Genomic DNA, 12,421 nt, shown 5'->3' with positions numbered 1-12,421 from the left:
CATGGCATCACGCCCACCTAAAAGAATCCGTGTCCCCTTGAATGGCGTCCTGCTGCTGGACAAGCCTGTCGGCTTTTCCAGCAATGACGCGCTAATCAAGGCCAAAGGCTTGCTCAATGCGCAAAAAGCAGGCCACACTGGCACGCTCGATCCGTTTGCGACCGGCGTGCTGCCGCTGTGCTTTGGCGAAGCCACCAAGTTCGCCCAGGATCTGCTGGATGCCGACAAGACTTACGAAACCTTGATACATCTGGGAGTGAGTACTACCACCGGCGATACCGAGGGCGAGATCCTGGAACGCAAGGACGTCGACGTCAGCCGCGAGCAGATCGATGCCGTGCTGGCGCAGTTCCGCGGCCCCATCAAGCAGGTGCCGCCGATGTACTCGGCGCTCAAGCGCGACGGCAAGCCGCTCTACGAATACGCCCGTGCCGGCATCACGCTGGAACGCGAAGCGCGCGACGTAAGCATTCACACACTCGAATTCCTGGCCTACGAAGCGCCGTTCCTGCGTCTGCGCGTAGCCTGCAGCAAGGGCACCTACATCCGCGTGCTGGGCGAAGACATCGGCGCCGCGCTGGGTTGCGGCGCCCATCTGCAAGAGCTGCGCCGGATCCAGGTGGGCCACCTGACGCTGGACGGCTGCGTCACCCTGGAACAACTGGCGGCCACCGAGCCGGACCAGCGCAGCGCCTTGCTGGCGCCGGTCGACAGCCTGCTGCTGACGTTTCCGGAAGTGCTGCTGTCGGATGCACTGGCCAAGCGCTTCCTGCAAGGCCAGCGCCTGACGCTGGCGAAAGAAGGCGTGGCCCTGCCGGTGCAGGCTGGGCGGGTGCGGGTGTACCTGCAGCCGGCCGATGATGTATCTGTTAGGCAACTACTGGGCACCGCCCAGCTACACGAGTATGGCGTCCTGGCACCCGAACGCCTGATTGCCACAGCACAGCTCGTGTAAATGCCTTTTGAGCAACGCTTGTGCTGCGTTTGAGACAGCAACTCGTTGAAATTACAAGGCTTTTCATAAAGTAGTGCGGCGCGTCATGCTATAATGCGCGGCCTCCCAAATTCCGCTACATCTGCCGTGCTTCCGTGCAGTGCCTTAGCGAGCATGTTTGGCCGCATTTGTAGCAATAAATAATCTCGCAATAAATATTCTGCGCAATCGTAACCGTAACTCTGCGCACTTACTAAGTTCTTCAATCTCCAAACTGACCATGTCAAACACACCTCGCGCTATCCGCAACATTGCCATCATTGCCCACGTTGACCACGGCAAGACCACTCTGGTTGACCAATTGTTGCGTCAATCCGGCACTTTCCGTGACAACCAGCACGTCGATGCACGCGTGATGGATTCGAACGATATTGAAAAAGAACGCGGCATTACCATTCTGTCGAAGAACTGCGCAGTCGAATACAAGGGCACCCACATCAACATCGTTGATACCCCGGGCCACGCCGACTTCGGCGGCGAAGTCGAGCGCGTACTGTCGATGGTCGACAGCGTTCTGCTGCTGGTTGATGCGCAAGAAGGTCCGATGCCGCAAACGCGTTTCGTGACACGCAAGGCGCTGGCGCTGGGCCTCAAGCCTATCGTCGTGGTCAACAAGATCGACCGCGAGAACGCTGATCCGCAAAAGGCTGTGAACGCTACTTTCGAACTGTTCGACAAGTTGGGCGCAACGGACGAACAACTGGATTTCCCGATCATCTACGCATCGGGCTTCAAAGGCTATGCAGGTCTGGAAGACACCGTCCGCGACGGCAACATGGAACCGCTGTTCGACGCGATCCTGAAGCACGTTCCTGCGCGTGAAGATGATCCTAACGGCCCGCTGCAACTGCAGATCACATCGCTGGAATACTCTTCCTACGTCGGCAAGATCGGCGTTGGCCGTATCCTGCGCGGTAAAGTCAAAGCCTTGCAAGACGTGGTCTGGATGAACGGCCCGGACGACAAGCCAACCAAGGCCCGCATCAACCAGGTGCTGACTTTCCGTGGCCTCGACCGCGTGCTGGCAGATGAAGCGCTGGCTGGCGACATCGTGCTGATCAACGGTATCGAAGAAATCAGCATCGGTTCCACCATTTGCGCACCGGACTCGCCAGAAGGCTTGCCGATGCTGAAGGTCGACGAGCCGACCCTGACCATGAACTTCATGGTCAACAACTCGCCGCTGGCTGGCCGCGAAGGCAAGTTTGTCACCACCCGTCAGATCAAGGACCGCCTGGACCGCGAACTGAAAGCCAACATGGCGCTGCGCGTGGTGCAGGCTGAAGGCGATGATTCGACCTACGAAGTGTCGGGCCGCGGTGAATTGCACCTGACCATCCTGATCGAAAACATGCGTCGCGAAGGCTACGAGCTGGCCGTTTCGCGTCCACGCGTGGTGTTCAAGATGGTCGATGGCGTGCGTCAAGAGCCATACGAAAACCTGACTGTCGACGTGGAAGAAGCCAACCAGGGCGGCGTCATGGAAGAACTGGGCCGTCGCCGCGGCGACCTGCAAAACATGGAACCGGACGGCAAGGGCCGTGTCCGTCTCGAATACCGCATGCCAGCACGCGGCCTGATCGGCTTCCAGGGCGAATTCATGACCCTGACCCGCGGCACCGGCCTGATGAGCCATGTGTTCGACGAATACGCGCCGGTTGACACCTCCAAGGGTGAACTGGGCGGCCGTCGCAACGGCGTGCTGATCTCGCAGGACGACGGCGCAGCCGTTGCCTACGCTATCTGGAAACTGCAAGATCGCGGCCGTATGTTCGTCAGCCACAATGACCCGGTCTACGAAGGCATGATCATCGGTATCCACTCGCGCGACAACGACCTGGTGGTCAACCCGATCAAGGGCAAGCAGCTGACCAACGTCCGTTCGTCCGGTACCGACGAAGCGGTGCGCCTGGTGCCGCCAATCGAAATGTCGCTGGAATATGCAGTTGAATTCATCGACGACGACGAACTGGTCGAAGTAACGCCGAAGAGCATCCGCCTGCGTAAGCGCTACTTGAAGGAACATGAGCGTAAAAAGGCTTCGCGCGACGCGTAAGCTGCTCAGTGCACCGGACCTGCTGGTCCGGCCACTAAAAACCCGTTGATTTGCGAGATAACAAACTTGCAGATCGACGGGTTTTTTCTTTTCGGGTTTTGCCCGGGTAGCAACGACAGGCTGCAGCGCTCATGCGAGCATCAGGCGGCCGACCACGTAGGCGAGTTGCACATGATTTCGCACACCGAATTTCTTCCGAAGCTGGAGAATGTGGTAGTCGATGTTTTGCGGCGACGTATCGAGACGATGGGCTATCTCGCGTCGACTCACGCCATTGATGACCAATTTCAGCGTCTGGCGCTGGATCTCCGTCAAGTCGATCTGGAGCCCTGTTCTCAAATTCTGTTGTACGTGGTGAGTCAGCAGCTCATGGATCTTTAGTCCCACAGCATAAGTCTGGCCCACAACGCTGTCGACAATCCATTCCTTGGTGGGTTTAGCCGAATAGAAGCTGACGAAGGCGCGTTCCACGGTATTGGGATTGGAGATGCCGAAGGCAATCCCGCTTCGCACGCCCGCATGCTCAGCTTCGGCCAGAAATTGCCTGAACCGCTTTGCCAATCTATCTACGCTCCCTAAATTATTCAGGGACGATAAATCCCATACGAACGGCAATTCGTGCCGGAACGCGAAATGCACGCGCGGGTCGACCTCGTAATAACGCTGTTCGACGTAGCGCTTTGCCCAAGGAGGCAAGACGAAATGACCGAAGAAATCAACGATTTGAATGGTGTCGCCCAAACGAGAATATCGCCCGTATCCGAATCCGTCCAAGCCAATCGATTTCAATGCCGTGTGAGCAGTTTGGTCTATTTCTTCGGCGTTCCGTTTTGAATTGATCCCAATGATCGAGGCGACAGGGCGAGCAGGGAGTGCTTTTTCCGGGAACGCACTTTCAAAATCTTTTTCGATTAAATCTCCTTCGTCGGGCGGCGCGGGGCTGCCTGACTGGCTGGCAAGGTGTAAGTACATGGCGAGGCCTTTTCAGATCGGATGTGGAATCTGTGTACGAGAATTGTCTGCAACAGTGTTGCTGTTCCGTTCATGCACGGGATCACTTGGTGATGACGTATTGATACTTTTTCTGCATAAGTTTGAATGCAAAGACCAATTTCATCAGCATAGTTGTCTTTTTTTGCTAATAAGATCAGTTTCTCGTAGCCGTGTGGCTTCTATCGGCTAGCCATGAACGAATTGACTACAGGTTTTCGGCCCGGTCGTACTGCGCTCAGTGCTATGCCAAATGGCGTTGAGGTCATCTTGGATGGCCGAAAGCGGGTATCGATTACAGCCACCCCATTGAGCCGATCGGGACGGCGCTGAGCTTGCCAAAGCAGAGATCTCCTGGGAGATTTGTGATTTTTATTGCAATTAAGTTCGGTTTTTCGTAGCGGACTACATCTATCAGCCAGTCATGAACAATCGCCTACGGTTTTCCGGTCGTGGCCGAAATACGTTCGGTTTTATTCTATCCAGATGGCGAGGCGTCTTGACTCTGTGGACGCAAACAGATCCAACGACATATTGAGAACTCAGGACGCGCGGCGGCTATTTAGACGGTTCTGAGTGGTTTCTGCTTTTGGTACATGACGGCATTGCAAAAAAATCATGATACAAAAAACGCTCAGAATCCTTAGCGGATTTAATCAAGGAGCAGAGATCAGCCTGGAGCTTGGCGTGCCCTTCATTTTGGGTTGCCAGTCCGATTGTTCTCTGGTGCTGGTAGACGAGGGCATTGAAGCCCAGCATTGCCAGTTGCTACTGACGGTCGCGGGCCTGATCTGTACCGCGCTCAATGGTTCGCTCACGCTTCAGGACAAAGAGCTGACTCCAAGTGAAACGGTAAAAGTCGCCTATATGCAGTCGGTACGCTGCGGCAGCATAGATTTTGTTGTGGGCGATAAAGGCGCTGACTGGACCCAGTTGCAAACTGATAGTGCCGTTGCAGCGCTGATGGCAAATAACAAGTCAGGGCGCTCTTGGCGATCCGGTTTTTCTGAATTGGTATCAATGCCACGCTGGAAGCGCAATGTGGTTCTGGGAGGTGGAGCAATCGGCTTTTTAGCCGTGATGGGGATTGCCTATGCAGCAATGCTGCCTTCATCCGCATATATGTCGCAATCCTATCTCACCGAAGCTCGGCTCTGGTTGAAGTCGATTGCGCCGGCAGGCAGTGAGCTACGCATCGAGCGTACCCAAAGCGGTGAGCTCGCCTTGAGCGGATACGTGGGAAGCAATTATCAAAATGAATTGCTGACCATGGCAGTGCATAACTCAACCTATCATCCAAAAATCGAGGTGTATTCCGTCGAGCAGATGGTGTCTTCATTGTCGCGCCTGGCAAACCTTGAAAATTTGCCTTGCATTGTCAATTACCGGGGAGCAGGGCGCCTCGGTTGCAATAACGAAATAGACGAGCAAGCGCAGGCCGTGCGCTTGCAAGTGCTGGCGCGGCAGGTTGTGGGCGTGAAGGCGCTGGAGGCGCGTGTACGTCCGGAACAAGCGGGTGACGTTGTGACGCCTGAAATTTCTCCTGTACCAGAGACGCCGCGCGTGGCGCCTCCCGCATCTGCCGGGATTGGAACGATCGCTAATTTCCCTCGCAAGCTTTCTATTTTGATGAGCAAACGTGGCCGCTACGTCATTGACTCGAGTGGCTTGAAATTTTCGGAAGGCGACGTGGTCGACGGCTTTGCGCTGGTTGCGATCGAAATTGATCAGGTCGAGCTGGAACGTAATGGGCAACGGTTTCTGGTCCGGATCGGAAACAACTAGATGATGAAGATCAACGACAGTGTGCAAGAGTCAATGATGACCCCGCTCGCGCAAAGCCTGATGCAGGACCACCAAGGCATCCTCAAAGATCGCTATTGCCATGTTTTTGAGGCATTGCAAATTCAGGCAAGCGCAAATCTGCGGCAGCCGATGTCCGGTGAAGAGTGCGCGGTCAATCAATCCGCGCTTGAAATAGCGGAAATAGCGGCGCAAGTGATAACCCGCTTTTGGGACAGGTGCCACGTCAAATAGATTTTTACGCAGCAGTCACCCGACTGTTGTTTTTTATGAGTGATCCCGTCATGGGACTTTTTCTTTGTGGAGTTAACTATGTCAGTTTCAGGCGTAAATACCAGCGGTCTGACTAACCAGTCAAATGCATTGCAAAGTGCTATTGCGGATTTGAACAGCAACACGGATCCAGCAAAAATTCCCGCGCTCGCAGCCAATGTATCGGTGATTTCCGCTGCACTGGAATCGCTTAAGAAAGCACAGGACGATTCAAGTAAAGCGCAGGCAGGCCGGGCTTAAGCTTCACCGAAGACATGAACACGGACGGATATCCCATGACACAAAGCATAGAAGTCTTGACCCTCTCAGCTATGCAGCATTTAGCGGAAGTGGGATTTCTTGCCAGTGAAATGGGACTATCCGACCAAGCGGTCACGATTTTTTCCGGCCTGGCAAAAATCAGGCCCGAACAACCTCATTCCGGAATTAATCTGGCGCTCGTCTATGCCCGTTATGACAAAGCGGATGAAGCGATCGAATTGCTGCAATTCCTGCAAAAAAAATTTCCAGATAATCAGATGGTCATGTCGGTGTTGGGAGTCTGTCTGGTGCAGCAGGAAAAGCCGGGAGCGCTAGCTTTATTGGATCAGGTCCTGAGTCGCCAAACCGACACAGATGCAATGAATGTCGCCCGTTCCTGTTATGACCTGGCCAAACAGCAACAAGCTAGCCGGGAGCATAAGACTCCCACCGAGGGTTTGCAGTTTTTTCGGCACTACAACCATCAGATTTGATGAGGTGCTGTTGCCTGGCATGTTGAATCGAAACGTGAGGATGAAAATGAGTGGAGCACAAATATACAATCAGGTCGATTTCAGCGCATTGAATAAATTGACCGAGCAGCATGAGGCAAGTTGGGTTAACCAGCCAGTCTCTGCCGGCACCGTTGAACGTTTCCAGGTTTTGCTGAATGGCCGCCCAGAGCAGGCCGGCGTGGCGTCTGGCCAGAGCAGTGCCGCCAATAGTCCAGCAACAGCCGACAATGGGAAAAGCGGTTTGGACGATGTCTTTCATCGTGAAGAATTGATGCAGGCGGTTGCTGCCATGAGTAATTTGAAGCCGCATGAAATACCGGCTGCGGCGGCCAGGGTAACCATGATTTCCCTGGATATGCAGATGAAAGTCGACGCCGTCAAGCAGGGTTCGAAAAGCAGTGAAGATTCTGTGCAGAGCATGCTGCGCGCATGAAATATCCGTTTTCTTCATTTGATGTCAAAAGGTGGTTGGTGCTTACCGGTCTCGTTGCATCATTGGCTTTTTTATCCGGCTGCAAGGAGGCGGTTTATAACCAGTTGAGTGAACGCGAAGCCAACAATATTCTGCTGACCCTGCTCAAAGGCGGCGTTGAGGCAGAAAAGCGCGCGGATGGCGAAAAGGGATACAGCATCTGGGTCAGCGATAGCAAGATGGCGCTCGCTATCGAATTGCTGAAGATGAATGCGGAGCCGGAAGAACCTTATCGCACCATGGGCGATCTGTTCGCGCGCAATCAGTTGATCGCGACTCCCGCCGAGGAACGGATACGTTTCATCTATGGTATTGAACAGGGACTTGCCGCGACTTTGTCAAAGATTGACGGCGTACTGGTTGCGCGCGTGCATATCGTCATGCCAGACAATGATCCTTTAGCCAATCAGGTCAAGCCAACCTCAGCATCTGTTTTTCTGAAACATCGCGCCGACATGAACATGCAGGTGATTCTGCCTGCCGTCAAAGATATGGTTGTGCATAGTGTCGAAGGCTTGACGGTCGATCGTGTCGCGGTGACTTTGTTTCCCGCGACTGCAACCTCGACCACACCTGCCGATGTTCCCATTACCCGCTTCTTTGGCGCATTGGTGGCCGCTTCCAGCGTCTCTACCTTGTGGATGCTGCTGGGCTTGCCTTGGTTGCTGGCTGCCCTGCTGGCGCTCGCATTGTTTTTTGCGACCCGCTTGCGCCAGCTGCTCTGGAGCTATCTCAAGCCATCGTCGTCCAGGATGGATTCCAATGAGCCAGGCGAACGACCGGTGGCAAGCACTAAGACCAGATTCCGCTGAATAAGAGGACAAGATGGAGGTTAACGAGGCCAGGCATTTGGACCATGTGGAGCAAGAGATGCGCTTGGCTGAAATGGGATACGCATTGCCGATCGTAGGTGATCGATTCTTTGATTCGATTCTTAAATTCAATCTCTTCCCTGCGTTATACGCTCATCCTGAGCAGATCAGCTCACTCGATGTATTGCCAGCTGCCGTACTGCAAGATGACATGTTGCAAGATGAGACTCTGTTGACCGCAAGCGGAAATGATTGGAACCCATACTGGCTGCGCTGCCTTTCAGACGCTTTATTGCGATCGAGCCGACTGGAACCGCATTATGATTTTGATTTTTCAGCCCGGGAAAAAAGATTGATGCTGCTAGATGCATCGGCGCTCATCCAGCTAGGACGGCATGTCGCAGCAATTTTGCTGCAACCCTATTTGCGCAAGGTCGTGCTGGGGGAACGCGTGAGAGAAATCGAACAGGTCATGGGCGCGGCATGCCGTGAATTCGGATTGCGTTGGGTTGCCGGGCAAGATGTCGCGCTAGTGCAGGTAGCGGCAGCTTTGCAAGGCTTGGGCGATGCCGGGATCGAAGCGCTTGGTACTGAAGAGGACTGGCATCAGTTCGTGTTTAGATTGATTCTGTCGGCATTATCGGAAAGCGACATCGCGGTGCGCGGCAGATTGAAGCTCAAATTTTCGCCCGCATTGCAGCAAGTAAAGTCATTCCGGCTGCAAGAAGGCAAGAGAAATTTACTGGTCACATTGTTCTTTGATGTGCTGAACAAGACCTTTCCCGCCTGGCATGATCAGGTTGCCATTGAATTGCCTGGAGAGCTTCATGCAAGGACTGACTCTGCTTGATAAGCGTGCGCTTGCCGTCAGTGAAGGCAAAGTAGTCAAGGCGGAAGCGTACGCTACCTCGATTGAGGCCGCTGCTGTCCTTGCAGAAGCGTGCGCCTATGCAAAGCAACGGCGCGTCAGCGTCGATGCTGAAATCGCGCGGGAGTGTGAGGCGGGCTACCAGGAAGGATACGCTAAAGCCAGCCAAGACTTCGCGGCACGCATGGTCGATAGTGTCATGCGCTTGGAGTCGACCTATATTGGGTTGGAAGCGCGCCTGGTCAATACGGTAATGAACGCCTTGAAGACAGTACTGGGTTCGCTTGACGAAAGCCTGCTAATCGAAAAACTGGTGCGACAGGTAATTCATGCTGCAGGCCAGGAAAAAAAATTGTGCTTGAGGGTGGCGGCAAATCAGTTTGAAGAGGTCAATGAAATTCTGCAAAAAATTCTTCGCGACTATCCATACGTTGAATTTATCGATGTCGCGAAAGATCCTCATATGCGCTTCGGAGATTGTGTACTCGAAACAGAATATGGCGCGGTGGATGGCGGTCTGGAACATCAGCTGAATGCCATCCGCCAAAGCCTGATTAGTGTGTTTGCCGGCAGACGGGCAGAGTCCAGTGGATCGCCAACTTCTCGGCATCTGTCCGTAGAGTCGTTGCAGGAGGACAACTGATGTTGAACCAACAGGAATACTTCGCCGAGATATTGGATACTGCATCGCATAGATTGCAACCCCTGGAAATCAAGGGAAGAGTGACTCAGGCCGTAGGCACCTTGATCAAGGCAGCTGGAATTTCCGCGCGGATCGGTGATGTCTGCCAGCTCTATAACCCAGGCAGCGACTGGCAGCTGTCGGCAGAAGTAGTCGGTGTTACACGGGATGGCTTGCTGTTGATGCCCTACGGCGAATTGACGGGATTATCGGTGCAGACGCATGTCCAAAATCTGGGGCACGTGCCGTCTATCCGTGTCGGCCCCGAATTGCTGGGACAAACATTGGATGGTTTTGGGGCGCCGCTAAAAAAAGATTTGATTACGACAGATATGGTGAGCTACCCGATACTCGCTGCTGCGCCTAGTCCATTCGAACGCAGGCCGGTTAGCGAGGTTTTTCAAACCGGGGTGCGCGCCATCGATGCCTTGCTGACCTGCGGCAGAGGACAGCGTATGGGCATATTTTCGCCGGCGGGTTCGGGTAAGAGCACTTTATTGTCCATGATCGCGGAAGGCGCCGATAGCGATGTCAATGTCGTGGCGCTGGTGGGCGAGCGGGGTAGGGAAGTCAGCGAATTCATCGAGCATTTTGCCAATACCGACAAGATACGGAAAACCATATTTGTGGTGACAACCTCTGACCGTTCTGCCGCGGAACGTGCCAAGGCGCCATGTGTTGCGATGGCAATTGCAGAGTATTTTCGCGATCAGGGATGTGCGGTTCTGCTCTTGATGGATTCTGTGACGCGCTATGCGCGCGCATTGCGCGAGATCGGTCTTGCCGCCGGCGAGCCACCCACCCGAAGGGGATTTCCTCCCTCCGCATTGACCGCCCTGCCAAAATTATTCGAACGCGCCGGACAAAATGAGCGGGGCTCGATCACCTCGTTTTTTACTGTCTTGCTGGAAGACGATATTGCCGGCGACCCGATTGGAGAAGAGATGCGCGCCACCCTGGACGGTCACATTATTCTTTCACCTCTGCTTGCCAACGCCAACGCATTCCCTGCCATCGATATTCCACTGAGCCGCAGCCGCGTGATGCGCCAGGTGGTATCGGACGCGCATTATGAAAATGCCGGAATGCTGCGCGAATTGATGCGGAAATATGAATCTGTCGAAATGCTGCTGCAAATGGGAGAGATCCAGCATGGCAACGACAAGTTCGCCGATAAAGCGATTCGCACTCACGAGCCCATGCGCCATTTTTTACGGCAAAAGGTCGGGGAAATAGGCGATTTCGATGACAGCATCGAGCAGCTCGCCCGGCTGGCTGGAGACTGAGATGCAGACAGATTGCGTGGCATCCAGATTGCTCAATTTGATTCGCGTATATCGCTTGCGCATGGACAGAATCGAGATACTCAGGTCCGCAGGAATCAGCGACAGGAACAACGCGGATAGGCTGCTCCTGCTGCTGCGCGAAGATATGAAACTGGTTTCCGATCAACGGCAGGAATGGCAGTCTCAATGGCAAAAATGGTTGCAACAAGGTGGCACTCTCGGCAACGGCCGCAACTATAACGCGCATCATATGCAACTGCAGGAAATCGAGAATCTGCTCAGGCAGCATCAGGCAGGAATGGAAGCCCGGCACGCTGACATACAGTTGCGGATCGCGGCGTTAAACCGCGACTTGATGCGTTACCAGGAAAAGATCCGTTTTGTAGAAGAGCAACAGGCCGAGTTGCAAAACCAGGATGCAAAAATAATACGCCGCCATGACTCAGACCAGAATGAGGATACGGGTTTGAGAAAGTGGCTATCTGAACAGCTTACACCTGTAGAAATGAGATTTTGAACATGCCAGCCTATCCAGCCCTGCCCAATGCCACACCGATATGCAGCGACGCGCCAGATAGCCATTCTGCATCTTCGCATGCGTCGTACATGCTGCCGCCTGGCAAACCAAGCGCCGCTGCGATTCAACTGTGGAAAGCAGCCGGACATGGACAGAAGGACTCTGGCTTAGCCAATCAGCTAGCCCCCGACGATATGCAGCAGAGCGACACGGAGCCTGTTACGGCCGCGCCAATATCTGGCTTGCCGGACTTGGATTACCACGCACTTGCACGGGCAACCAAAGATTTGACGATCCAGCAGTTCAGGGAAAGCTATCGGGATAGTTATCGTCAAAACCCGTCGCCACAGCATGAACAGCATGCTGCGAAACCAACTGTGATCGATGTAGCCGTCCCTGAATCGCCTATGGGAATGGGGCCGCCGTCGGCAGCCTCGCATGAGGATGTTTTGAAAGGCTTGCCCGGTGGTTTTCCGGTGGCCCAAGCGCCATTGCCGACGCTAAATCCTCCCATGGCGCCGGCCGCGTCTTCTGCAAACGGCGCGGCGCCCATCGTCAATGAAGCCGAGTTGCATGCTCTTTTAGAAAATTTCTGCCAGTCGCTGTATATGGGAAACCAATCCGGTTCGAACAGCTTCGGCAGCGTGGTGCTGGACGTGGGCGCGATACTGCCTGGTGCAATGATTGAAATGTCACGGCAAGGAGCCTCGTTGCAGGTTCGCCTGTATGCGTCAGACAAAGAAACATTGCTTGTAATGCAGCGGGAACGCGAAAAACTCAATGCAAGCCTTGCTGCGTCAACTAATCTGGTGGTCAAGGTGGACGCGATTGCACGTGGTTGACACGCTCAGGTCTTGGCCGCGCCTCGGTTTAGCGAGGCTACCGGCGATGCTGGCCATCGCGCAAAATATAA

At 54.3% G+C, this 12,421-nt stretch carries 14 protein-coding genes; 13 read left to right on the top strand and 1 reads right to left on the bottom strand.

The window, feature by feature from the left end:
- Position 1: 1 nt before the first annotated feature.
- Both truB and typA read left to right on the top strand, forming a co-directional pair.
- On the top strand, positions 2-955 hold the full coding sequence (gene truB, locus BCF11_RS05155) for a tRNA pseudouridine(55) synthase TruB (protein WP_098493792.1): 954 nt from the start codon (positions 2-4) through the stop codon (positions 953-955).
- Between the two features lie 259 nt (positions 956-1,214).
- Positions 1,215-3,050 (top strand): translational GTPase TypA, encoded by a 1,836-nt coding sequence (gene typA, locus BCF11_RS05150; RefSeq protein WP_098493791.1) that lies wholly within the window; start codon positions 1,215-1,217, stop codon positions 3,048-3,050.
- Between the two features lie 129 nt (positions 3,051-3,179).
- Here the strand turns inward: typA and BCF11_RS05145 are convergent, their stop codons facing one another.
- Positions 3,180-4,022, bottom strand: coding sequence for a LuxR family transcriptional regulator (locus tag BCF11_RS05145; RefSeq protein ID WP_098493790.1), 843 nt, complete (start codon positions 4,020-4,022; stop codon positions 3,180-3,182).
- Positions 4,023-4,658: 636 nt separating this feature from the next.
- Here BCF11_RS05145 and BCF11_RS05140 point away from each other — a divergent pair.
- The 11 genes from BCF11_RS05140 (at position 4,659) to BCF11_RS05095 (ending at position 12,350) form a co-directional block, all read left to right on the top strand.
- Complete coding sequence (locus BCF11_RS05140; protein WP_098493789.1) at positions 4,659-5,825, top strand: FHA domain-containing protein; 1,167 nt, start codon at positions 4,659-4,661, stop codon at positions 5,823-5,825.
- Positions 5,826-6,077: a hypothetical protein gene (locus tag BCF11_RS05135; RefSeq protein ID WP_098493788.1), complete on the top strand. Its 252-nt coding sequence runs from the start codon at positions 5,826-5,828 to the stop codon at positions 6,075-6,077. It begins immediately after the preceding gene.
- A 78-nt stretch (positions 6,078-6,155) separates the two neighbouring features.
- Complete coding sequence (locus BCF11_RS27445; RefSeq protein ID WP_092359572.1) at positions 6,156-6,356, top strand: hypothetical protein; 201 nt, start codon at positions 6,156-6,158, stop codon at positions 6,354-6,356.
- A gap of 35 nt (positions 6,357-6,391) precedes the next feature.
- Positions 6,392-6,850, top strand: a complete 459-nt coding sequence (locus tag BCF11_RS05130) for a tetratricopeptide repeat protein (protein ID WP_158229145.1) — start codon at positions 6,392-6,394, stop codon at positions 6,848-6,850.
- Between the two features lie 40 nt (positions 6,851-6,890).
- Entirely contained in the window at positions 6,891-7,304 is a 414-nt protein-coding gene (locus tag BCF11_RS05125) for a hypothetical protein (protein ID WP_098493786.1), read from the top strand.
- A complete protein-coding gene (sctJ, locus tag BCF11_RS05120; RefSeq protein WP_098493785.1) occupies positions 7,301-8,155 on the top strand; it encodes a type III secretion system inner membrane ring lipoprotein SctJ in 855 nt (284 codons plus the stop codon). Before BCF11_RS05125 ends, sctJ begins: the two co-directional genes overlap by 4 nt.
- A 13-nt stretch (positions 8,156-8,168) precedes the next feature.
- Positions 8,169-9,005 carry a SctK family type III secretion system sorting platform protein gene (locus tag BCF11_RS05115; RefSeq protein WP_098493784.1) on the top strand — a complete coding sequence of 279 codons (837 nt, stop codon included), beginning with the start codon at positions 8,169-8,171 and terminating at the stop codon, positions 9,003-9,005.
- Positions 8,983-9,666: a type III secretion system stator protein SctL gene (gene sctL, locus BCF11_RS05110; RefSeq protein ID WP_158229144.1), complete on the top strand. Its 684-nt coding sequence runs from the start codon at positions 8,983-8,985 to the stop codon at positions 9,664-9,666. Before BCF11_RS05115 ends, sctL begins: the two co-directional genes overlap by 23 nt.
- Positions 9,667-9,668: 2 nt before the next feature.
- Positions 9,669-10,991 carry a FliI/YscN family ATPase gene (locus BCF11_RS05105; protein WP_369827835.1) on the top strand — a complete coding sequence of 441 codons (1,323 nt, stop codon included), beginning with the start codon at positions 9,669-9,671 and terminating at the stop codon, positions 10,989-10,991.
- Positions 10,951-11,508, top strand: coding sequence for a hypothetical protein (locus BCF11_RS05100; protein WP_143751261.1), 558 nt, complete (start codon positions 10,951-10,953; stop codon positions 11,506-11,508). Before BCF11_RS05105 ends, BCF11_RS05100 begins: the two co-directional genes overlap by 41 nt.
- 2 nt (positions 11,509-11,510) lie before the next feature.
- Positions 11,511-12,350, top strand: coding sequence for a hypothetical protein (locus tag BCF11_RS05095; RefSeq protein WP_143751260.1), 840 nt, complete (start codon positions 11,511-11,513; stop codon positions 12,348-12,350).
- Positions 12,351-12,421: the final 71 nt, after the last annotated feature.

The sequence above is a fragment of the Collimonas sp. PA-H2 genome (genome assembly GCF_002564105.1).
Lineage (GTDB): Bacteria > Pseudomonadota > Gammaproteobacteria > Burkholderiales > Burkholderiaceae_D > Collimonas.
The sequence above is the reverse complement of the archived record's forward strand: the minus strand, read 5'-3'. Positions and strand labels throughout refer to the sequence as shown.

Excerpts from the sequence above, each read along its gene's own strand:
- BCF11_RS05145 (WP_098493790.1), bottom strand. The coding sequence starts at position 4,022 with ATGTACTTACACCTTGCCAGCCAGTCAGGCAGCCCCGCGCCGCCCGAC.
- sctJ (WP_098493785.1), top strand. The coding sequence starts at position 7,301 with ATGAAATATCCGTTTTCTTCATTTGATGTCAAAAGGTGGTTGGTGCTT.
- typA (WP_098493791.1), top strand. The coding sequence starts at position 1,215 with ATGTCAAACACACCTCGCGCTATCCGCAACATTGCCATCATTGCCCAC.
- BCF11_RS05095 (WP_143751260.1), top strand. The coding sequence starts at position 11,511 with ATGCCAGCCTATCCAGCCCTGCCCAATGCCACACCGATATGCAGCGAC.
- BCF11_RS05130 (WP_158229145.1), top strand. The coding sequence starts at position 6,392 with ATGACACAAAGCATAGAAGTCTTGACCCTCTCAGCTATGCAGCATTTA.
- BCF11_RS05125 (WP_098493786.1), top strand. The coding sequence starts at position 6,891 with ATGAAAATGAGTGGAGCACAAATATACAATCAGGTCGATTTCAGCGCA.
- sctL (WP_158229144.1), top strand. The coding sequence starts at position 8,983 with ATGCAAGGACTGACTCTGCTTGATAAGCGTGCGCTTGCCGTCAGTGAA.
- truB (WP_098493792.1), top strand. The coding sequence starts at position 2 with ATGGCATCACGCCCACCTAAAAGAATCCGTGTCCCCTTGAATGGCGTC.
- BCF11_RS05135 (WP_098493788.1), top strand. The coding sequence starts at position 5,826 with ATGATGAAGATCAACGACAGTGTGCAAGAGTCAATGATGACCCCGCTC.
- BCF11_RS05140 (WP_098493789.1), top strand. The coding sequence starts at position 4,659 with ATGATACAAAAAACGCTCAGAATCCTTAGCGGATTTAATCAAGGAGCA.
- BCF11_RS05100 (WP_143751261.1), top strand. The coding sequence starts at position 10,951 with ATGACAGCATCGAGCAGCTCGCCCGGCTGGCTGGAGACTGAGATGCAG.
- BCF11_RS05115 (WP_098493784.1), top strand. The coding sequence starts at position 8,169 with ATGGAGGTTAACGAGGCCAGGCATTTGGACCATGTGGAGCAAGAGATG.
- BCF11_RS27445 (WP_092359572.1), top strand. The coding sequence starts at position 6,156 with ATGTCAGTTTCAGGCGTAAATACCAGCGGTCTGACTAACCAGTCAAAT.